General features: G+C 56.5%; 16 protein-coding genes. 5 read left to right on the top strand and 11 right to left on the bottom strand.

From position 1 onward, the window contains the following. Positions 1 to 805: 805 nt before the first annotated feature. The 3 genes from Mal52_RS20000 to Mal52_RS19990 all read left to right on the top strand — a co-directional run bounded on the left by Mal52_RS20000 (position 806) and on the right by Mal52_RS19990 (position 4,116). On the top strand, positions 806 to 1,369 hold the full coding sequence (locus tag Mal52_RS20000) for an RNA polymerase sigma factor (RefSeq protein WP_231961923.1): 564 nt from the start codon (positions 806 to 808) through the stop codon (positions 1,367 to 1,369). A 708-nt stretch (positions 1,370 to 2,077) separates the two neighbouring features. Then, positions 2,078 to 3,247, top strand: coding sequence for a CmcI family methyltransferase (locus Mal52_RS19995; protein ID WP_145378288.1), 1,170 nt, complete (start codon positions 2,078 to 2,080; stop codon positions 3,245 to 3,247). Between the two features lie 110 nt (positions 3,248 to 3,357). After that, complete coding sequence (locus Mal52_RS19990) at positions 3,358 to 4,116, top strand: SDR family NAD(P)-dependent oxidoreductase (protein WP_145378287.1); 759 nt, start codon at positions 3,358 to 3,360, stop codon at positions 4,114 to 4,116. 30 nt (positions 4,117 to 4,146) lie between these two features. Here Mal52_RS19990 and Mal52_RS19985 read toward each other — a convergent pair whose 3' ends face one another. Further along, entirely contained in the window at positions 4,147 to 5,121 is a 975-nt protein-coding gene (locus tag Mal52_RS19985; RefSeq protein ID WP_145378286.1) for an HD domain-containing phosphohydrolase, read from the bottom strand. A 183-nt stretch (positions 5,122 to 5,304) separates the two neighbouring features. Further along, positions 5,305 to 6,480 (bottom strand): HD-GYP domain-containing protein, encoded by a 1,176-nt coding sequence (locus tag Mal52_RS19980; protein WP_197534349.1) that lies wholly within the window; start codon positions 6,478 to 6,480, stop codon positions 5,305 to 5,307. Positions 6,481 to 7,291: 811 nt separating this feature from the next. On the opposite strand from Mal52_RS19980, the gene Mal52_RS19975 reads away from it, so the two are divergent. After that, positions 7,292 to 8,854: an outer membrane protein assembly factor BamB family protein gene (locus Mal52_RS19975; RefSeq protein WP_145378284.1), complete on the top strand. Its 1,563-nt coding sequence runs from the start codon at positions 7,292 to 7,294 to the stop codon at positions 8,852 to 8,854. On the opposite strand, the gene Mal52_RS19970 is transcribed toward Mal52_RS19975, so the two are convergent. From Mal52_RS19970 to Mal52_RS19960, 3 genes are all read right to left on the bottom strand, one after another. Then, entirely contained in the window at positions 8,855 to 9,271 is a 417-nt protein-coding gene (locus tag Mal52_RS19970) for a PH domain-containing protein (protein WP_145378283.1), read from the bottom strand. Positions 9,272 to 9,431: 160 nt separating this feature from the next. Further along, complete coding sequence (locus Mal52_RS19965) at positions 9,432 to 10,520, bottom strand: hypothetical protein (RefSeq protein WP_145378282.1); 1,089 nt, start codon at positions 10,518 to 10,520, stop codon at positions 9,432 to 9,434. A 14-nt stretch (positions 10,521 to 10,534) separates the two neighbouring features. After that, entirely contained in the window at positions 10,535 to 11,938 is a 1,404-nt protein-coding gene (locus tag Mal52_RS19960) for a cytochrome c (protein WP_145378281.1), read from the bottom strand. A 339-nt stretch (positions 11,939 to 12,277) separates the two neighbouring features. Between Mal52_RS19960 and Mal52_RS19955 the strand changes: the two genes are divergently transcribed. Next, entirely contained in the window at positions 12,278 to 13,063 is a 786-nt protein-coding gene (locus Mal52_RS19955) for an SDR family NAD(P)-dependent oxidoreductase (protein ID WP_197533330.1), read from the top strand. A 7-nt stretch (positions 13,064 to 13,070) separates the two neighbouring features. Here the strand turns inward: Mal52_RS19955 and Mal52_RS19950 are convergent, their stop codons facing one another. The 6 genes from Mal52_RS19950 to Mal52_RS19925 form a co-directional block, all read right to left on the bottom strand. Next, positions 13,071 to 14,597, bottom strand: a complete 1,527-nt coding sequence (locus Mal52_RS19950; RefSeq protein WP_145378279.1) for a hypothetical protein — start codon at positions 14,595 to 14,597, stop codon at positions 13,071 to 13,073. Between the two features lie 67 nt (positions 14,598 to 14,664). Then, complete coding sequence (locus Mal52_RS19945; protein ID WP_145378278.1) at positions 14,665 to 16,059, bottom strand: MFS transporter; 1,395 nt, start codon at positions 16,057 to 16,059, stop codon at positions 14,665 to 14,667. A gap of 219 nt (positions 16,060 to 16,278) precedes the next feature. After that, positions 16,279 to 17,082 (bottom strand): type III pantothenate kinase, encoded by an 804-nt coding sequence (locus tag Mal52_RS19940; RefSeq protein ID WP_145378277.1) that lies wholly within the window; start codon positions 17,080 to 17,082, stop codon positions 16,279 to 16,281. 167 nt (positions 17,083 to 17,249) lie between these two features. After that, positions 17,250 to 18,083 carry a phosphoenolpyruvate hydrolase family protein gene (locus tag Mal52_RS19935; RefSeq protein ID WP_145378276.1) on the bottom strand — a complete coding sequence of 278 codons (834 nt, stop codon included), beginning with the start codon at positions 18,081 to 18,083 and terminating at the stop codon, positions 17,250 to 17,252. An 82-nt stretch (positions 18,084 to 18,165) separates the two neighbouring features. Next, positions 18,166 to 19,413: a Tm-1-like ATP-binding domain-containing protein gene (locus Mal52_RS19930; protein WP_145378275.1), complete on the bottom strand. Its 1,248-nt coding sequence runs from the start codon at positions 19,411 to 19,413 to the stop codon at positions 18,166 to 18,168. Between the two features lie 382 nt (positions 19,414 to 19,795). Further along, the gene (locus tag Mal52_RS19925; RefSeq protein WP_145378274.1) at positions 19,796 to 20,881 is read right to left on the bottom strand and encodes a sialidase family protein; all 1,086 of its coding nucleotides are present in this window, start codon (positions 20,879 to 20,881) and stop codon (positions 19,796 to 19,798) included. Positions 20,882 to 21,144 lie beyond the last annotated feature (263 nt).

The raw sequence follows: 21,144 nt of genomic DNA, 5'->3' as shown, positions 1-21,144 counted from the left end.
GATTTTGAGCGCTCGCCGCTTTTGGGTCAGCATCGACCCGACGGGGTGGAGATTTAACTCTCTTTTTGTTCACTGCGACCCCTTTTCGCAGGAGGTAGTTTCGATGAAGAGCAACCGCCAAATCACGATTTCGACGATGATCGCCAACGCTGGTATTTATGCCGGTTCGGACGTCGAAAATGGCTGTCTCCATCGATGCACGCCCTCCGTGGGTCGCGCTTTTGGGAAACGGCCCGCCACGTCCGCGTTACGCGGGATAACGTGGCCGACGGAACCGGGGTACCCGGTAGTCGAGAGCAGAGTCCGCACCCATGGCAGCAATATGCGCTTCGCGTGTTGTTCCATGTGCGACAGCTCCGACGGAACCCAATCACACGTATCGAGTGTGAAACAGGTATCGTCGCTACCGGGCGTAAAACTCCGGCGGCTTGCGGCGTCCCAGGCGGCGCCACTCGTCTTCAGTTCGACATCACGAGGCTAATTCAGCCAACACGACTGTCACTCACTGAATCCGAGCAAGCGAGCCGGCTGTGCCGCGAAGCCCCCAAGCTTCGCCGTATCGTCCCGGTCGCCCGTTGCCGTATTTGGATCCGCTGGAATTAGCACGCCACGGTTTCCAGCGATTTCCCCCAAAGCAAAACGTCCGGAACGCATTGATTCCGGCGATTTCGTGAACAAAACCCAACGATAGGTTTGCAGACGCAAGTTCGATGGTTTCCGGCTGTTATAAGAGAGCGGAACCACGACTTGGCTGCGGCCGACACCCAATCTGAAAAAACTGTGATTGGGAAGGAGAGATAAAGTCATGATGCAATTGGCAGACAACGAGGTCTTGCAATTGGTGCGGGCAGCTCAAGCGGGCAACCGTGAGGCGTTCGGTCGATTGGCGGTGCGGTTCGAGCCGATCGTGTTCGCCATCGTGCTGCGACGACTGCGCAACCGGTCCGAAGCGAAGGAAGTCACGCAGGACGTCTTCTTGCAAATGATGCGGAAGCTGGACCAGTTGCGTGACCCAGAGCGGTTCGTCGGCTGGATGAAGCAAGTCGCCGTGCGGATGGCGATCAACCGAGCGGTCCGACGGCCGCACGAGGTCGTGACCGGTACGGATACGGTGTCGGCATTGAAAATGGATCGGGCCAACCCTTTGGAAAGCCTGATGCAAAAAGAAGATGCCGGCCGGGTCCGGGGTGGTTTGTCGCGTCTGCGTGAGCTGGACCGGCAAACGCTGATGGCGTTCTACTTCGAGGGCCAATCGCTCAAGGAGATGAGCGACCACTTCGAAAGCCCGATCGGAACGATCAAGCGGCGACTGCACACCGCACGGAACCGCTTGAAAGAAGAACTGGTCGCCGCACCGGCACCAGTCTGAAGAGCGCGTAAGCGCTCGATAAAACCCAGCGCGGCCGAATCCCCCACGATTCGGCCGCGTTTTTTATTTTAAGGACCATAAGAGACCCACCCCAAAGGGGTGAAACATGCCAGCCCAGGGCAAGCGGCCACGCCGCGCCGCCCTGGGAATGGGATCATTGACGCCTCACAAACCCTGAAGGGGTTTATCAATGTGTGCAACCCCTTCAGGGTTGGTTTTCGTGGTGTGGCTGCCAACCTAGGGTGCGCTCACTTCGTTCGCGACCCTAGGCTAAGGTGAAGAACGCCTTCGGCGTTCGGTGGTTCGCTTCATTCGGTGGTTCGACCGAGATCATTCCCCCCACATGGCGTGTACTGGGGTAGGGAACATGGGGGGGTGCTTGATTTTCTTGTCTCCATGAAACGACATCCGCCCTGCGATTCAAGAGGGACCCGGATATCGTGCATTCAGAGACTTAAGCCGGAAAAACCGCCATGACCGCCATTGCCGTTCGTCAAACCGCCAATCGATACAACCCGGAAGATAACTCGAATCTTGTGCAAACTGCCGCTGAAGATCCAGAGGGTTGGCCGAGTTGCCGATATAAACCGTAGGCGGGGACCGACGAGGGTGTATCTCGATTTGGCCGCTCCTGGACCGACTCAAAACACAGACGATGGCGGCTGCTCATGAATGGGCCCCGCCGACTGGGATTAAGGACTTGATGCGATGGTGTCCCAACAAATAACGGCCGATCGAACCGCCTCACAACGCAACCGAACTCCGATCTCCCAAAAGAGCGGAATGGTCAATGGGACGCGGATTGATTCGGGCTGGGAGATCAATCCCAATGCGACGGCCGTACCGGGACATAGGCATTTGGCACGCGAGATCTACGAACATATTCTCTCCACGCAACCGGACCATCTGGAGTCGCTCAAAGAATTGGGGCAGATGGATTTCGAAGAGGGCAACTTCGCACAGGCCATCGAACGGCTGTCGCAGGTCGTGGGCACCCCCATGGCAGATGCCGAGTGTTTTCATCGTCTGGGGCAGGCGTTTGCGGCACAAGGGGATTCATCCAATGCCGAAGCCGCGCAGCGTCGCGCCCTGGAGTTGGATCCGCAAATGGCGGCAGCGCATTTTGATCTGGGCGTCAGCCTGCGGCAGCAAAATAAACTCGGCGAGGCGACCGCCAGTTTTCAACAAACACTGCGGTTAGATCAAAACCACGGCGGCGCGTTTCATCAACTCGGCGGCACCTTGGAGCAGCAGGGCAATATCGATCAAGCCTTGGTTTGCTACCAGGAAGCCCGCCTCAAAGAGCTGATTGACGCCGCCTTTGAGATCGGCATGTTGCAAATCCGCAGTGAAATCGAAGCCTTGGTCCGCACGGTGCTGATTACCGCCCCGCGGAACATTCTCGAGATCGGTTCGCATCGCGGGGGCACGATGTATTTGTGGTGCAAGTTGCTTGAAAACAGCGGGCACCGGATCACCGTCGACCTGCCCGGTGGTGATTTCGGCGGGCTCGCGGTAGAAGAAATCGAAAGCCGTAATGTCATGATGTCGGGTTGGTCCGAAAACTTCTCGGCAATCAATGCCGATTCACACGCGGTCTCGACTTACGAAAAGGTCCGCGAAACGCTCGACGGCGAGAAGTTGGATTTCCTGTTCATTGATGGCGACCATACCTATGAAGGGGTGAAGCTCGACTTCTTCATGTATAAAAATCTGGTCCGCGAGGGAGGCCTCATCGCCTTTCACGACATCAAGGATACGCAATTGCATCGCGACCAAAACTGCCACGTCGCCCGGCTGTGGGGCGAACTGAGCGGTGATAAGATGCAAATCCAATCCGACGCCCAATGGGGCGGCATCGGCGTGATCCAATGCTGACGCTAGGCTTTAGACTGTAGGCCATAGGCTGTAGGATAGTGGGGGCATCGCCCAGCGTGTCGGTGCCCAAACCTACAGCCCAAAGTCTATAGCCTAAAGCCTACTCTCCTATGCAACTCAACGATCGCAATATCCTGATCACCGGGGGACGCCGTGTCGGCGCAAAATTGGCCGTCGATTTGGCGCAGCGTGGGGCGAATATCGCGCTCACTTACTTTCAGAGTCGCGACACGATCGAGGCGGTCGTAGATGAGGTAGAGGAACTCGGCGTGCGGGGGCTTGCGGTTCAAGCCGATTTGCGGCAACCGGCGGACGTCGAGGCCTTGGTGGCCCAAACGGTCGAGGAATTTGGCTCGATCGATTGTCTGATCAACATGGCGAGCACCTTCAACGCATCGCCGCTGGATCAACTCGCTCCAGAAGACTTTGACGATAACATCGCCTCAAATCTCAAAGCACCTTACTTGACCTCCCTCGCCGCAGCGCGAGCCATGCAACAAAACCCGACTGTGGATGGGTTGCAGGGTAAGATCGTCAATTTCGCGGATTGGGCCGTCTTTCGTCCCTACAAGGGCTTTCTGCCCTACTTGATCGCCAAAGGGGGAGTGGTCACGATGACCACCGCATTGGCCTTGGAATTGGCCCCGACGATTACCGTCAACGCCGTCGCCCCGGCCATGATCGATCCGCCGCCGCATCTGACGCCTGAACAGATTGAGTCCATCCGTCAGGCATCGCCGCTGAAGCGAATCGGGGTCCCGTCCGACGCCAATAACCTTGTGTTGTATCTGCTGGAAGGTACGGATTTTGTCACCGGTGAAGTCTTCCGCGTCGACGGCGGCCGTTTTTTAGGCACCGATCATCTTTAGCCGCGCTGTCCAATGCAAACGTCAGATGCATTAGACTGTCGCTTCGACCAATTGTGGCGCACCCGTTGGGCTCTGTTCTGCCGTCACTGATTGCAACGCCGCCAGTACGCGTTTGTCGAGTGAATCATCCCGCTGAAGTTCCGTGAACGGATCCAGGGACGAGGGATCCGCATTGCCGCGTTTGTGCAGCATTAAGTTGTCGTAGGCCCGCACTGCTCGAATGATTTTTGCCCCCAGAGGCACCGGCCCCGTCGTTGCGGTTCCCAATGCCTCACGGGCGGCCTTAATTTGTTGGTCTTGGTTGAGGAGCAACGGCACGGCGCCGTTGAGTATCGATCCCAGCGACATCACCAAATCCATCCCTTGAATGGTTTGCTCAAACTTGTCGTCGCTTTCATGTTCCAGCGCGCCGACTGCTTTGCGGATGACTGAGGTGGTGATTTCGATGTTCCCCACATCATACAACAGCGCCGCCACACGGATGTCATCGGTTTCCCGACCCGTTAGTCGCATTTCATCGGCGACTTTCTGACTCAATTCGGCGATCCGCACCGAACGGTCCTTCAAGCGCGGATGGGCACTTTGCAGGTAGCGCGAGAGGACTTCGACCACGCCGACATAGGCGTCATGCAGTTCGCCCATCTGAATGCGCCGCTCATCACTCAGCGTGCCGATCAATAACGATGTCAGCCCCAAAACGGCTCCCCAGGCGGTGATTGCCAATGCAGTCGTCGAGGCTGAGGCATAGATCTCGATAGTGGAAAGGTTCAGCGCAATCACAATCGAAGCTGACATGAAGCAAAACAACGCCGTGATGCCGGCCAAATACCGCCCGAGAAAAAATCCGCTCAATACGACAGGCAGAAAGAACAGATTGAGGATCACCATTTTGTAAGCTTGCATTTGGTAGAGCAGGCAAGTCAGCCCCAATGTCACCATGATGATGGAGATTTCCAGTACCAACTGCTCTTTCGTGCGGTTGGTTGGTGTGTGTGTGGTATGCATGGCAACTCCGTGTTTTTCAGCGGAAAGCAATTGCTGCTAATGGTGAACGTTTAGCGTGGCGTGAGCGGCATCGAGTGACGAATCCAATTCGGTATCAACATGTTCTCTGTACGCGGTGGAGGAGGCGTCGCCCTCCGCGCCGGGGCGGATGATGTCGGAGTATTGTTCGGCGATGCGGCGGAATTATTGTTCGACTTCCAAAAATGCATCGACTAAATCCGGATCGAATTGTGTTCCGCGACCCCTCTCAATGAATCCTACGCAGGCGATGTGCGGCAAGTCGGGCTTATACACCCGGCGGGTGGCCAACGCATCATAAACGTCGGCGATGGCGACAATTCTGGCGGCGATGGGGATCTCGTTTCCGATGAGATTGTCGGGGTATCCGCTGCCGTTCCACCACTCGTGATGCGAATGAGCGATTTCACGGGCCATTTGTAGGAAATTAGACGCACCCAACCGTCGTTCGATTTTGAGCAAACATTCCGAACCAATGAGGGAATGCCTTTGAATTTCTTTGCGTTCGTCGAGGCTCAGACGCCCCGGTTTGCGAAGAATCGCATCTTCAATGCCCACCTTCCCAATGTCATGCAGCGCCGAACCTGTTCCAATCAGGCGAACAAATTCTTCGTCGACAACATCGCGGAATTTTGGATTGTTGCGCAGGGATCGGGCCAACGCCGTTGCGTACAACGCAATACGCTGCAGGTGTTCGCCAGTTTCTGGATCGCGTGATTCGGCCAAATTCGCCAATCCAAAGATCACCGCATCTTGTGTGCGCAACAATGACTGCGATTTTTGCAGAGTCTCGGTCTCGGCGTTCAGTTGTGACTTCTCAATCGCGTCGCCGATGCGCGACCCAATCATATAGGTGCAAATTCCCAGCGATGTACACGTCCACAGCAGCGCCAGCGACATTGCCATGGGCGTGGTCTTGAAAGCCTCAGCGGTTGTCATGTTGACGGCTGTCAACGGGACATGGATCAGGACTGTCTCAGGGGAATCAGAAAGTTTGAATACCGAAGCGGCGTGCAGACCGTCCGGAAAGGCTGCGATTCCTGGAATTGGGCCAACATTCGTTTCCGGTTGCGGCAGGCGAGCAGGCTGCCAAGAAATCGTTGTTCCCGGTCGGAGCGAGGCCTCGTGCTTTGATGCGCGATCGACAATCCGCCAATCCGCATCCACCAACGTGGCTTGCCAAGGTTGTTCGGGAACCGCTGAACGGACTTGGCTCAATAACTGCGAAACATCGACGGCCTCGGCTTGAGATGCACGCGTTGTGGCGACAATTTCAGAGCTGACAGAGGTAATCTCATCCCACGCGACTTGGCTGGCGGATCGCTGGGAAAACGATCGCAAAAACTGGTACTGAACCCAGAATCCTAGCCCGACACATGCGACCTGTATCGCGAATATCCAACTAAGACGTTTAAGCTGAGTGCCCATGGTGAGAAACCTGCAAATGACGATGACAGCTGAGTAATATCGAGGGAGCAATGACAGTTTTTATAGACCTATCATTTCCCGCGCTGTCAAAATGAACTCCTGGGTCCCGTGAAAACAGGCACTCATGAGTCCACTAGTAGTTTCCGTCATTCGTTTGAGCGCTGGTGTCAGATTCGTCGTTGACCAGCCTGGTCAAGGAGAACCCCTAAGCGCATTCCTGCAGGATTCGCGGATTGTGTGGTGATTCCAGGACCTCAGCTGCCCCGAGCCGTGTTCCGGGTCCACCGGGCTTGGTATGAATCCCGGAGGCACGATTAGGTGGGTTGGAACGATTATCATGAATGCCATGCTGAGGCATCCAGTCCTTCGGAGAGAAACCGCACCCGAGTGGAATTTCGTGCCCTGAGTCGCAACATGGTCTTTGTGTGTCGTGATCTCCAGTGCTGTTCGTGGCGTACGGCATACCGCCCTCTCTAGCCACCCGAATCAGGTTGCGCTCTCCCCTTGCAAATCGGGCAATGACTGGGTTCAATCAGGGCGATCAGGTTTTTATTTCGAAGTGCGAAAGCCGATTTGTCTGCTTCGAGGTGACGCGGGGGACTTTGCACGGACCAGGGGTGAATTAAACGGGATACCCGGTCGACCGGAAAATATTTCAGGCAGGCCAGCAATTAATTTCGTAATAGCCAAGGACGACTCTCGCCGGCAATCACAGGAAGACAACATGACTGCAAAAACGTATCGGAATTCCTTGACTGTTGCCCTCCTGGGCCTGTTTCTCGCAACATCCCTCCTCGGATGTGGTGGCGATGATGGGGATACAGAAGTCGCGACTGTGGAGAAAACCGCAGCTGACAAGGCGGCCAAGGCAAAAACTGATACCAAGAAACCCAAAAAACGCGAGTCCATCGTCTTGGGGCCGCGCGAGCCGTACGTCGCCGGGAGCTCGCCCGAAACCGAGCGCAGCGGCGAGGATTGGCCGCAATTTCTCGGTTTGCACTCCGATTCGATCTCCCAAGAGACCGGACTGCTCGACGAATGGCCCGCTGACGGTCCGCCCGTTCTCTGGAAGATGCGCGTCGGCAGCGGGTATGCCGCTCCCTCGATCATGGGCAATCATCTCGTCCTCTTTCACCGCCAGGGGAACGAGGACGTCATCGAATGTTATACCGCCGATGAAAAAAAATGGTTGTGGCGGGAAACCTTTCCCACTGATTTTCGCGATCCCTACGGCTACAGCAACGGTCCACGCTGCACTCCATTGGTCACTCAGGACAGAGTTTTTACCTTCGGGTCCAACGGCCGGTTGAGTTGCTTAAAACTTGAAGATGGCGAAGTCTTATGGACGCGGGACACGAATGAAGATTTCGATATTCCCCAAGCCTTTTTCGGAGTCGGGAGTACCCCCATACTGGAAGGCAATCTGCTAATCGTGATGGTTGGCGGGCAGCCCAATGCAGGGGTCGTCGCCTTCGATGCCATCACCGGCGATATCGTTTGGGAAAACGTGGGAACCGATGCCTGGGACATGAAGGGCAAGCCGGGAGCGGACGATCCCAAACTCGCCAGCTACTCCTCATTGGTGGTCCGCGAAATCCAGGGGAAACGTCACCTGCTCGCTTTGATGCGGCCCGGTTTGGTTTCGCTGGATCCGCAAACCGGCAAGATCAACTTCGCCTATTATTTCCGTTCGCGAATCCACGATTCCGTGAACGCCGCCATGCCGATTGTGGTTGATGACCAAATTTTTCTCTCCGCCGCTTATGGAGTAGGCTCGGTCCTTCTACAAGTCGGTGCCGACGGCCAATCGGTCGAAGAAGTGTGGAAAAACAAAGACAGCATGCGAGCGCATTGGACGACGCCAGTCTACCACGACGGCTATTTATACGGGTTCAGCGGCCGGCATGAGGTTCCCTCCTCGATGCGCTGCATCGACTGGGCCACCGGCGAAGTCAAATGGATGACCGACGAAGAGGAAGGTGCCGAATTGGTCAATCCCCGCGACGGGGCCAGTTCCATCGAGCCAAAATGGTACGGCCGCGGTTCGGCCATCATGGCCCAGGGCAACCTGATCGTGCTGGGCGAACGCGGAGCTTTGGCGCTTGTTCCGGTCGATCCGGAAAAGTTCTCGCAAACCAGCCGCGTGAAGTACCCGGAAATGAAATACCCCAGTTGGACCGGCCCGGTGCTCTCCCGCAAACGGCTGTACATCCGCTGCGAAGACAAAGCGCATGGCGGCGAGTATTACTTGTTGTGCGTGGACCTGACCGGCAGCGCGGGGACGTAATCAGTCCGGTTCGTACTCGCCGCGGGAGCCGTTGTGGATGATCTCCCGCACACGTTCCGGATCGGGGATGCCGCGTACGAAAATTTCTACGCCCGATTGCCCCGCACTGGAAATCCCCACGTTCCCTACACCCATGATCCGCTGCAAAAACGTCTGCGCGATCTGCACGTTGCGGACATTATCGTGCGTGACTTCATTGGTGTACTTGGAGAAGACGCCCCGCCGCAGGGTCGTGCGTTCCTCGGTGATGATCAAGGTCGTGCCAATCGACTGGAAATACCAGATCAGCAGCATCACCAGCCCGATGCCGAATGCGGCGATCAGCAGGCAGCAGAAGACAAAATAGACCGGTCGATTGCGAAACATCGCCGGATGTTCTTCGTACAGGACATCTTCCACGTTGTCGTTGGTACTCATGGTTGTATTCGCTTATTGGTCCACCAATGAATCCTAGTGGAGATGATTCGCTGAAGAATGGGAAATATTAGCCGTAGCATTGCGAAAATTGTAGCGGGAATCAACCGCGTCAGTTGTTGATTCCCAGATGAGGGGCGCCTTCCTCTGTCGGCCGGTCTAATTAACTCTCGCGTCGCAAGCCACGTCTCACGCGGAGGACACAATAGACACACAACGCCGCATTGACGACGAAGAACAGCAGAAAGATCGAAAGTCCCCCCACCTCGGCTGCCTGTTTGTGCAGCGGAAAGAGGACTTTCTCGTCCATACGGAACCAGCGAATGATCTCGCGAATCATGGCGGCGCCCGTAAGTGTCATCAACAGTCCTACCGAAGCGGTCGCCAGCCAGATTTTCTCCAACCGTGCGGAACGGCGGACTTGTAACCAAGAAGCGAATTGCACGCCCCAGCCGCTGCCGGCGAGAAACACGTACGGCCACCCCATGTAGCCGGTGATTGCCTCGCGGACCTCCGGGGGAATCGCCACTGCATAGAGTGCGGCGGCGACTGCTGAAGTTACCAACCCCGCTAAGGCCAACATCGACATCCGGTGACGGCCGACCGTTTCGTGGTCTGGAACATCACGCTGCAAATACCACAGTTGCCAACCCAACACGAGCGCCAGCGTAGGAAAACTGCCGGCAAACCAGACGGCCAATCGTGGCAAGACCTCACGGGATTTGTACATCCAATTGCCGGCAGCATAATGCTCGGCCCAGGCCCCGGCGTTGATACTGAGCAAATGGTTTTCCGTCCAGGACCAGGCGATAAACGCAAACCCGGCAAAGGTCAATAAACCGAGCGGAAACGTGAAATATCGCGGCCAGGCCTGCACACGTTTCGCTTTCCAGATGTACAGCAGATAAAACGCGGCAATCAGCACCGGCAGAATCGCCATCCAGCGATGAAAGGCAAGCAGATTGGCTGTGTAAAAATTGCGTTTATACAGAATCTGCACGAACAACAGCGGCGCGATGCCAGCCGTAATCGCCGCACTCAGCATAAACGGCAGCCATTCTCGCAATGTGCCGGCTACTAGCGAGGGGGTTTGATCGGGTTTTCGCCGTTCAAACAGACTCATCGAAACCAAATACCACGTCCCGGCCAGCACGTAGTTCATGAATACGACATGGATGATCAGCGTGACGATGTACAAAAACAGGTACATCAACGTGGGCCACGGTAAACCGATCGGAAACACGGACTGCATGGGGGCCTCTTTGTTTATTTCTGGGGATTCCTAGAACCTTGTGCGGTGCCCGCTTCATCCAGCCACGTTTGAATCCGCTCTAAAATCTCCGGATCCAACGACGCCTCCGTCGCTCCCTCCGGCCGTCCAGCCGTTTCCCAACCGATCAATTGCACCAGCGATTCCAGTTCCACTGCCGACCCGGAGAAGGGGGGCATGAAGGGTTTGGTGTGTTGCAATTGCGCGATCATCAACCGTCGCTGGTCATCGGACCAATGCCCCGTCAATTCCACCAGTCCGTTCACACCCTGCATCGTATGGCAGATGCTGCATTGAAACCGAAACACCTTTGCCCCCAATTGCAGTTGCTGTGTTGGATAGTCGGCAGCATTCTGCAGTGGAAAGGGATCATTGGTGACCGAACCGCTTTGCCGTAAGCGGGCGACTTCCGACGGCAGGATCGAGTTGGAATACAGCACCTCACGCACGGTATACGGCTTGCGCGCTCCTTCGCGCACAAACTCTCCTCCCGCCGTGGCCGCCATTGCCAAGGCGCACAGTAAGGTGGCGGTCGCGCCGTTGATATAAAGTTTGCCCCACCAAATTCCAATCGTCGCATAGGCCCCCACCAACAGCGACGACCCGACGCCGATCGCCAGGAACATCGACATGGCGGGACTTCCTCCGGTGACCCAAGCGCGGCTGTCCTCCGGCCAACTCATCAAATACCACACACCCAACACGGGCATAAAAACCATCGGCAGCAGAAAATGTGCCGCATGATTGATCAACACGCTCCGCGTTGGCCGGTCCAATCCCGGCATCACATTGATCACAACGCAGGCCACCAACGCGGCGATGGCCATCGAAACCAGTGTGCGGTACAGCAGCGAGGGCCAAAAACTGGGATTAAAAAATCCATCCTGGATCGTATGCGTCTCTAGCCAGATGCCGGGCGTCAATTGCCACGATAAAATACCGTTGATCCAAAACAGACTGCCCCAGGCGGCGACGGCATACAGCACCAAAAGCGTCATCCGTGCGGAATCATCCAAACGGGTTCCGTAGCGATAAAAGCAATAACCGGCGACGATTTCGAGACAGAAGAATGTCCATTCCACCGCCCAGATCCAATGGAATTCATCCACCATCATGCCAATCGTGCGGGGACTGATTTGGATCGAGGTGAACCACATCCCCACCCCGGTGACGGCTCCCATGATGAAGCTGACCAACACCAGAAACCGAAAAAACCCGTCGACAAATTGCCGCGCCGGCGCGCAGCGGCCGGTTTGTGATAGCCATTGGAAATAGCACATCAACATTCCCCCGCCGATGGCAAACTGCGCGAGGAAGACATGAAAAATCCCCAACGATCCAATCACCAATCCCTTCATGGCGGGACCGAAATCGTTGATGGGATAGTAGGGAAAGTCCATGACGGTGCTCCGTGGGTTGGCGTTGCGGGTCATTCTAGGCCAGCAGGTCACATGAATACACTAGCGGTTTTCGTTCCACAGCCGGATTATCGAAATCAGGAATTCACACAGGCATTTTTCCCACGTTTGCGCGGCATGTCTCTAACAGTCCGAGAGTCGGGTGCCACTGCTGGCTTGCCCAGCAGTGTATTGCCAGTCACACGTTCTGCACTGGCGGACAAGCCGTCAGCGGCCCCTTTTTCGTGGGGATGCTAGCGCTCATCGACGATGTATGTTATCCTGACCAATCGCTCGCTAATCGTTTCCCAATCAAGACATTGCTCAGAGTTCAACGATATCATGACAGACAAACTATTTTCCGTGGCTGAACAAGTCGCACTCGTCTCCGGTGGCAGTCGGGGGATCGGTTTTGAATTAGCCCGCGGATTCGCCACACGTGGGGCTCAGGTGATCATCACTGGACGCGATGAAGCGACTCTGTCGGCGGCCGCTGAGGAACTTTCCCAACACGGCAACTTGGTGACACCCATCGTGTGCGATGTTCTCAACGTCGACGAAATCCGCTGTTGTGTCGACACGGTTCTGGCCGAGTTTGGCCGCATCGATACGCTGATCAACGTTGCCGGCGTGAATAAGCGGCAGGCGGCCGAGAAATTCACCGTTGAGGAATACGACACGATTATCGATGTGAACCTCAAAGGGGCATTTTTGATGTCGCAGGAGGTCGGCAAGCGGATGATCGAACAGCATAGCGGCACGCAGATCAATATCGATTCGCTCAACACCTATGCCCCCCTCAAAGGCGTGTTGCCTTATGCGATGAGCAAGGCGGGCATGAAAATGATGACACGGGGCTTGGCGCTGGAATGGGGCCGCTACGGCATCCGCGTCAATTCCCTCGCCCCGGGTTTTACACTCACCGACCTGACCCGCAAACTGTGGTCCGATCCTAAAATGCTCAAGTGGGGCAAGGAGAACACGCCGCTGGAACGGATGGCCGAAGTTGAGGATATGGTCGGGACCGCCATCTTCCTGGCGTCCCAAGCCTCAGCGTTCATGACGGGCCAAACACTCTACGTCGACGGCGGTATCTCGGCCGGTATCTCGTGGCCGATGGAACTCTGAACAGCCGTTATTTCCCCAGCACCTCGCCATGCCACTGCCGCGCTTGGACGAGTTCATCCAAGCGGTAGTACCGCATCAGCCAATAGGCATGCAAATAATCGATACTGCACGTTGCTTGGTTAATCGCAGGGCCATTGCTCCGCCATGCGGAGTGAGGATTGTTCTTCCAGGCATATCCGCTATTCGGCTTGGACTCATCAACCCAGACCGGGTAGTCAACGGTCTCGACCTCGCCTGGGGTGCTGAAACGGTCGAGGCGGAATCGTCGTAATTGTTCGATGCCGGTGTACAGCAAATAATTCAGTTGCGCTCCGGTTCGCTGTTGTTCCTCAGGTTGGATGATTTTCTGAAAAACGACCGGATGGCTCAGCAGTCCGCACCACATGAAGTTGCACAGGCTGTTGTGCTCGTTTTCGATTCGTCGCAGACTGTGAAACATCGTTCGGCCCATGCGGAATAAAAACGTGCCGTCCATTTCGGTCTGATCGCGGGCCGATTGATGCAGATCGAGCATCAAACTCACGTAGGCTGCATTGGTGACATGATTTCGATCGTTCATCCCTTTGACCAACACACTTCCGCCGATTTTTTGCGGCAGGATAAAACTCTTCAGCGGCGCGGAGTAGTAGACGTGATGTTTGCTGCGGAGGCGTTTGAAGGCGCGCTCGATCTTTTGACGTCGCGGGTGATCCTGCGGCACAAAATGCATGCCGGTCGCCACAATCATGTAGGCGACCTGTGCATTGAATGGCACACCTTGCGGGCCGATCACGGGAGTCATATCGCCGTAGGGAGTCGGTTTGCCGTCCTTGTCGGTGAGGCGATAATCGTGTTCCAACAAATGCACGACAGCGGCCGTTAGATCATCGAGCGCTAGTTTTTGATCGGCCGCCGGCAAATCGTGATAGACCAACAGCATCAGCGTTGCGTAACCGCCAACGAGTTGGTTATAGGTTCCCTTCGCGGGATCACTCCGGAAATGATAAACCGTGCCGTCGTCGTCGGTGTACTTGTATATGTTTTTGTGGATCGGCTCCTCGGATTGCAAAACCGAGCGAGCGACAAGTCCGGGATATTCGGTCACCTGTTGAAAAAAGTGCAGACCGCGCAAGAGGCTCGAAATGTGCTGCAGCGTCTGGCGGTCTTTGGTGACGGCGTACTTGTAACTCAACGCCGCCAATAAAGCGCCATTCCAAGTCGACGTATCCGCTCCCAAACCCATTTTGGGCGGACGGCCCACCTTGTCCCGCAGCGTGATTTTGTAATGCACCTGCTGCCAAGGGGAGGTGAAGTAATTTTGGATCTCCCACTCAAAATGCGCGGCTTTCACCGCCAACGGCAGCTTACGGTAATCACCGCCGTAGGGGGCGAGCAGGGCGGCTTGATAGTTCCGCAAGGATGCCGCGGTGTGATCATTTTTGGCCGGGCGGGGAATCGCCGAGAAATCCGCCGCCGCTGCGGGGAGTGCCCACAAGCTGAGGGTAAACGCCCAGAGAGCCACCCAGCGCAGTTGACGCAATCCACAAATCACCATCTCACAGCCTCCTTGCCGTTTTGACCGCTTGCGAGGATCTGGAACTCCGGCAGCCGCACCAACGCGATTAAGCGTCGGTGGACACCGGGGGCTGGATGGCCGACAGGACCCGTTTGGGGGGATAGGCGGTCCAAACAGCGATTGCTGAGCCAATCGGCAGCACCAGCATCATCCAGTTCGCCATGGAATAACCTCCCCAATAATCTTTGGCAAGAGCAAATGGCAACGGGCCCAGGGCGCTGGCTACGATTTGAAACGTGAGTACGATTCCACGGATCGCTCCTTGGTGCAATCGACCATATTGATTGACCCACACGGCGCTCCCGGCTGTTCTCAGAATCGCACCATGCGTGCCCAGCAGCATGCCGTAGATTGCCGCCAGTCCCACATGGTTCAGCGAAGTCAACAACAACTGGGCCGTCGCTAAACAGACCATCGACATCGCCATCAATTTCCGTTCCGGAAAACGGTCGCTGAGGTAGCCAAACAACAACGCGCCCAAGCTGGCTGCCGCTGCCTGAATGCTCAACGTGGTGACCGCTGTCGTGACCGACAACCCCGCTTCAGCAAAGATCGAGACCTGATGAAACACCAAACCGGTCCCTACTAATGCGCCGGTACACAACGGCATTAACAGCTTCCAAAACGTCAAATGCTTCCACGCCTCTTCGACAGTCTGATCGTGACCAACGGCGGATTCCACACCGGCCATTTCTGCCGTGGCTGCCTCCTCAAGATCCTGTTGGGGGTGAGCTGTTTTCTCCTCTTTGGTCAATTGGCCGTCGGGCAATAATCCGACATCTTCAGGGCGATTCCGGACGAACACAATTGCGGGCAATATTAGAATCGCCCAGACAATGACCGCCAAGCAGACCCACCCCGACCGCCAGCCGAATTCGGTCGTGACGTACTGGTTGATCTGCGGAATGCACATCACCGACAGCGTTCCACCCAGACCCAACAGCCCCATCGCCATCCCACGGCGCTTCTCGAACCAATGCCCCACCAGCCAGGAACTGACCAAAGTCAACGATCCTTGCCCCAATGGGCGGATCAAGCAAAAGCCGATGAAGAGCCCCATAAAGCTTTCGACCGACGACATCCACAGACAAGCGCCCCCGAGGGCGAGCGCGATGATCGGCAGCAACAGTCGCGCGCCGTAGCGGTCCGTCAATCGTCCGACAAAGGGCAAACAGGCGCCCGAGACCAATGTTGCAACGAGATAGGCCGCCGAAAATGCAGTGTCGGTGACTTTCAACGACGCTTCCATCGGCTCTTTAAAGGTCGCCACGGAAAACGATTGCCCCGGCGCCGACGCAAACATGCCCAGAGCGGCGATAAACAGCACGGTCCAACCCAAAAAGAACGGTTTCCGCTGCGGCGCAACGGGAGTCAGACTCGGTTGGATTTGTACCGGATTGGCCAATCGTGACCGAATCGGTTTCGTTCTCAGGCGGGACATTGTGGAATGACTGTTGGAGGGAATCGCGGTGCGGAGGTGCACAGAGCGATAAATTCAATCGGTTTGACGTGAAGACAGTCGACCGTCAGGGAAGGTTCAGAGTGTCATTTAACCATCAATTGGCTTGCCGTCGTCACCGGATGCGAAAACTATGACGGCCTGTTGTTAAGTGCGTATTATCACTCCGTTAAAACCCTGACAAGAGGACCCAGCGAATAATTAGTCATTGCCAACGATCACTAGACCTTGTAGCGCTAAATAGGGGTGATGTAGCGCGCCGGGTAATTGCGGTGCGATGAGTCGTCCCGCACCACCGGTGACGACAATCGTGGCTTCTGCAGGGAGCGTTTCGCGAAGATGACGAATCAATTCTCGAATGGCGCCCAATTGTCCCCAAAACAAACCGCTCCGCAGCGCATCGCGTGTGTTTTTGCCAAGTGCCGCTGGCGGTTCGCCGACAATTTCGTCATTCGAGATACGAGGCAACAAGGCTGTGTATTGGTGCAGTGCCTGCGAACAAAGTTGAAAGCCCGGCAAAATCGCCCCTCCTTCGAAGGCGCCGGTTGTCGAAATGACATCCACCGTCGTCGCGGTCCCGCTGTCGACGATGATCATGGGCGATTCCGGGGGACGAATCACATTGGCGGCCACCGCATTGAGCAACCGATCCACACCAACGGTCCGTGGCGAGTCCACAAGCAGTTCGATCGGTAACACAAAGGGATTGTCGATCACCTGCGGATTGGGCCAACCGGTTGCCGGCCAACCATCGAGGACTTTATCGCGGCCCCGGGGGTTCACGCCCCCCAAGATCACCGCCACCACTTCGCCATCAATCTTCTTGGTCCAGCGTGCCAGCTCATGCCAGGGGACCGCCGCATCCACCTCGACCGCCATCGAACGCAGATACTCCGGCAACCGCCGTTCGCTCCGCGCGCGGCCATTTTTCTCAAAAAGTCCCAACTTAATGCGGCTGTTGCCAACATCGATCGCGACCAACAATTCTCGGGAAGGATGATTCAACGGGACAGCCGGTTACGATAGTAGGGAGATGAAAAATGAAGCAAACTAGTTTCGCAATTTGAGAATCGGATTCGCAAAGTGAGTGAGTTCTTCATTATTGGCGAAAAACCACACTGATGACAATCCCAGCAAGAGCCGGATCGGCTCAGAATTGTCGCAATAACCCATCAACCGATGCCGATGTTCGTGAATTCTCGGATCCGCTCTGTAATCGCCGTTTCCACCGGCAGGCGTTCCATGCTGCTGGCCCCATAAAAGCCCACAATTCCCTCGGTGTTGTCCAAAATATATTGCGCATCAGCTGGTTCAGCGATCGGCCCGCCGTGGCACAGCACCAGAATCTCAGGATTGATTCGCTTTGCCGCATCGTGCATCTCCTGCACCCGTTGGGCGGCCTCATCCAGAGTGATCGCCGTTTCGGCTCCGATGCTGCCTTTGGTGGTCAGCCCCATATGGGGAATCAAAATATCCGCCCCCGCCGTAGCCATCGCGGTTGCTTCGTCAGGATTGAAGGCATAAGGCGAGGTCAACAGTCCCAGTTCGTGCGCCTGGCGGATCATGTCGACTTCCAACCCGTAACTCATCCCCGTCTCTTCGAGATTCGCTCGAAACGTACCGTCGATCAGTCCCACGGTCGGGAAGTTCTGCACCCCCGCAAAACCGGCTCGCTGTACGTCTTGCAGAAAGGCCGACATCACCCGAAACGGATCCGTGCCGCACACCCCCGCCACTACCGGCGTGTCGGGCACGACCGGCAACACCTCGCGGACCATCTCCATCACAATCCCGTTCGCATCGCCATACGGCATCAGCCCCGCCAGCGACCCGCGGCCTGCCATGCGAAACCGGCCGGAATTATAAATGATGATCAGATCAATCCCACCGGCCGCTTCCAATTTGGCACTGATGCCAGTTCCGGCGCCGCCCCCAATGATCGGTTTCCCGGCGGCGACTTTTGTGCGGAGGGTTTCCAGAATAGTTTCGCGTGTGTGTTGGGTCATGGGATTTGGGGGTTGTGGTGATTGAATGCCCCCCGGCAAAGCCGGGGGCTGATAACGGGTGGGGAATGATTCGCAATTTCCATCAGCCCCCGGGTCCGCCGGGGGGGTCGGATGTTTTGCGGGATCGCAAAATGTCCAACAACGCCGTCGCCGCAGTTGTGGCGAATTCGGCATCGTTAATATGCCGGTCAATCTCCAAAACATCAACAGCGCCGCCATGCGCATGAATGCTCTCAAACAACGCCGCTCGCGCCGCCGGATCGTCAAACGGTTGTTCCTCCGCATCAATCGCCGAGACCCCTTGCAGCGGCAGCAGAATCTTGACCGGCCCAGTCGCCACAGCCGCCTTGCGGGCGATCTCCTCGCCCAATAGTCGGTTTTCCGCGATTGTGGTCCGCATCAGCGTCACAGTGGGGTTATGCACATAAAATTGTCGATCGGCGAATTCATCCGGAATGCTCTCGACCGGGCCAAAATTGACCATGTCGGTCGCCCCCACCGAAATGACTTGCGGGATGCCTGCGCGTCCGGCAGCGGTCAGGCGGTCGGGACCGGCGGAGAGAACGCCCCCCACCAACTCATCCGCCAATTCGGTCGTGGTGATGTCCAGCACGCCGGCAATCAGGCCCTCGGCAATGAGCGACTCCATCGCTTCACCGCCATTCCCCGTGGCATGAAACACGAGCACTTCATAGCCCGCCTCTTCCAACACGCTGCGGGCCTGTTCAATACAGGGAGTCGTCACGCCGAACATCGTGGCGGCGATCAGCGGTTTGTCGTCGGTTCGCTCTTCGGACTCTGCCTTCAACGTCACCATGCCCGCCAACGCCCGCGCGGCATTACCTAATACGGCGCGGCTGATGCGATTGATCCCCGCGATGTCGACCACCGCATTGAGCATCAAGATGTCCTTGTCCCCCACATACGGCCGGACCTGTCCCGACGCCAGCGTGCTGACCATCAATTTGGGGATTCCCACCGGCAGTCGCCGCATGGCGGAAGTCGCAATCGTGGTCCCCGCCGATCCCCCCAGCCCCAGCACACCATCGACCGCCCCCGTGGCGTGCCGCTGCGCGATCAACTCCGCCACCCCCTGCGCCGCCAACGTAATCGCCGCCCCCCGGTCACCCGCAGCGCGTACCTTAGCCAACGAAGTCCCGGCAAGTTCAAAAACCGTTTCACGCGAAATGTCAGCGAGAATCTGCGGTTCACCAAGACAACCCGCATCGACAACCACCACCTCCGTCACACCGCAAGCGCGCAGCTGCTCCCGGACGAAATCCGTCTCCGTCCCTTTAGTATCCAACGTACCAATCAGGTAAACCGCCATCGAAGAATGTTCCCCGCGACAAAGCGAATGCACACCGAAAACTTCCCCCTCTCCCCCTGGGAGAGGGCCGGGGTGAGGGGCAAACAACCCACAGCAGACACCACTTCAAACCGAGGGTGGCAGCGATTGCCAACGGCAATCGGTGTGCCAACGGCACAAGAAGCAGCAGTTTCAGCTCTCCCTGCCAACAAGACTCTGCTCGTGCAGGAGCACGGAAATTGCGGCTTCTTGCGGGCTGTGCCCGCCCCGATGGCAGAGCTATCGCGGCCACCCCGAACTTTTTACCAACCGAATACTTCGATCAATATCCGTCTCGCAGATGCAATTTGTAACGCTGGGAGAGGGCCGAACAACCAACAGCAGACACTTCTTCAAACCCCGATCACTCCGCAATCCCATCCGTGTGTCCCAAAATCGCCGCTTCATCAAAAACCGCATGGTTAATGATCGTCCGCACGCCCGACGTATAGACGATGTGAATCTTGCCGTCGCGGGTTTGAATCGCAACTGGATAGGCGGTCGTGTCTCCCGGGATGTTCACGATGTTCCGCCGGTGTGGCCAAGACTTGTCGTTGTCGGTTGAAATGGCCACGGTGAGCGGCATCCGTTCTCCCTCGTTATTGTCGTTCCACACCATCAGCAGGTGGCCGTTTTTGAGTTTGATGAAGTCCAGCGCCGAGTTAGGGTTCTTAAACTCCGTCGGTTCCCCTTTGCTCCACGTCCGCCCCCCATCGTGCGACTCGCTGCGATAGGCGACGCCTCCCTCTTTGAGCGGTCCAAATCGCCCGCCGCGACGGATATAGGTGATCAAATAGTCATCATCAATCTGCACCGGCGAGGCTTGCAGATTGCCGATTTGGGAATAGATGCGATTCGTCGGCGTCCACGTTTTTTTCTTCGGGTTGTACCGCAAGAAGTAACTGCAAGTATCAGGCGCCGTTCCTTCACGATCCTCACCCGTCTCGTGATACAGCGGCAATAAGTAGTCGCCGTCATTGAGCACAATCGGGGCGCTGCGTGCCATTGTTCCTTCTTCGAAGGAGAGCAGATGCGAGTCGGACCAGGTCTTTGCCCCATCTTTGGAGATCTTGTATTTGACCCGTGCGGAGGACCACGTAGGGCCGTAATTCGTAACGTAGAATAACCAGACCGTCCCGTCCGGCCCCTGCCAGATCGCCCCGTTCCCGTCGGAGCGGTCCGGCGTGTCAGCGATGACCACCGGCTTGGTCCACTCCGTCGCCCCCTTCACCAGCCGCGTGCCGTAGACAGCCGTGTCCCCTTCATACTCCCCCGCGCCGCCGTAGTAGGCGATGTACAAATCGCCGTTCTCCAACTCGGTGATTGTCGCGGGGTGTTTGTACTTCCCGGGAATCTCCGGCCCGTGCACGCGTTGAATCGTGATGTCATCCGCAGCGTGGAGGGCGGGGACCAATGCGAGCAACACTAGGGCTGATAAAACGGTTCTCATAGGAGTCACCTCGAATTGGGCAGCGGTTGAGGGTGATGTATTCAAGTATTGAGCATAACCGAAAACATTGCCAGAAACACCAATCAACGGTTCAATGACAACCGCGTCGTTCTTTCTGCAACCAAACCGCACAACCGGCAAAGATTCTCGCACGTCGACTGGCAACGTTGATGGGGGGATTGCCCATGGTGTAGTATCTTTTTAAAAGGCCTTTACTGACATCTATTCAGCCTATCTCAGCTGTCGAGTACCTTGGCCGGAGT

Origin of the sequence: Symmachiella dynata (assembly GCF_007747995.1) — a bacterium.
Classification (GTDB): Bacteria; Planctomycetota; Planctomycetia; order Planctomycetales; family Planctomycetaceae; genus Symmachiella; species Symmachiella dynata.
Note: the sequence above shows the minus strand (reverse complement) of the source record. Positions and strands in the feature narration are given on the sequence as shown.

Excerpts from the sequence above, each read along its gene's own strand:
- Mal52_RS19995 (WP_145378288.1), top strand. The coding sequence starts at position 2,078 with ATGGTGTCCCAACAAATAACGGCCGATCGAACCGCCTCACAACGCAAC.
- Mal52_RS20000 (WP_231961923.1), top strand. The coding sequence starts at position 806 with ATGATGCAATTGGCAGACAACGAGGTCTTGCAATTGGTGCGGGCAGCT.
- Mal52_RS19950 (WP_145378279.1), bottom strand. The coding sequence starts at position 14,597 with ATGGTGATTTGTGGATTGCGTCAACTGCGCTGGGTGGCTCTCTGGGCG.
- Mal52_RS19985 (WP_145378286.1), bottom strand. The coding sequence starts at position 5,121 with ATGCATACCACACACACACCAACCAACCGCACGAAAGAGCAGTTGGTA.
- Mal52_RS19960 (WP_145378281.1), bottom strand. The coding sequence starts at position 11,938 with ATGGACTTTCCCTACTATCCCATCAACGATTTCGGTCCCGCCATGAAG.
- Mal52_RS19975 (WP_145378284.1), top strand. The coding sequence starts at position 7,292 with ATGACTGCAAAAACGTATCGGAATTCCTTGACTGTTGCCCTCCTGGGC.
- Mal52_RS19935 (WP_145378276.1), bottom strand. The coding sequence starts at position 18,083 with ATGACCCAACACACACGCGAAACTATTCTGGAAACCCTCCGCACAAAA.
- Mal52_RS19925 (WP_145378274.1), bottom strand. The coding sequence starts at position 20,881 with ATGAGAACCGTTTTATCAGCCCTAGTGTTGCTCGCATTGGTCCCCGCC.
- Mal52_RS19970 (WP_145378283.1), bottom strand. The coding sequence starts at position 9,271 with ATGAGTACCAACGACAACGTGGAAGATGTCCTGTACGAAGAACATCCG.
- Mal52_RS19955 (WP_197533330.1), top strand. The coding sequence starts at position 12,278 with ATGACAGACAAACTATTTTCCGTGGCTGAACAAGTCGCACTCGTCTCC.
- Mal52_RS19945 (WP_145378278.1), bottom strand. The coding sequence starts at position 16,059 with ATGTCCCGCCTGAGAACGAAACCGATTCGGTCACGATTGGCCAATCCG.
- Mal52_RS19965 (WP_145378282.1), bottom strand. The coding sequence starts at position 10,520 with ATGCAGTCCGTGTTTCCGATCGGTTTACCGTGGCCCACGTTGATGTAC.
- Mal52_RS19990 (WP_145378287.1), top strand. The coding sequence starts at position 3,358 with ATGCAACTCAACGATCGCAATATCCTGATCACCGGGGGACGCCGTGTC.
- Mal52_RS19930 (WP_145378275.1), bottom strand. The coding sequence starts at position 19,413 with ATGGCGGTTTACCTGATTGGTACGTTGGATACTAAAGGGACGGAGACG.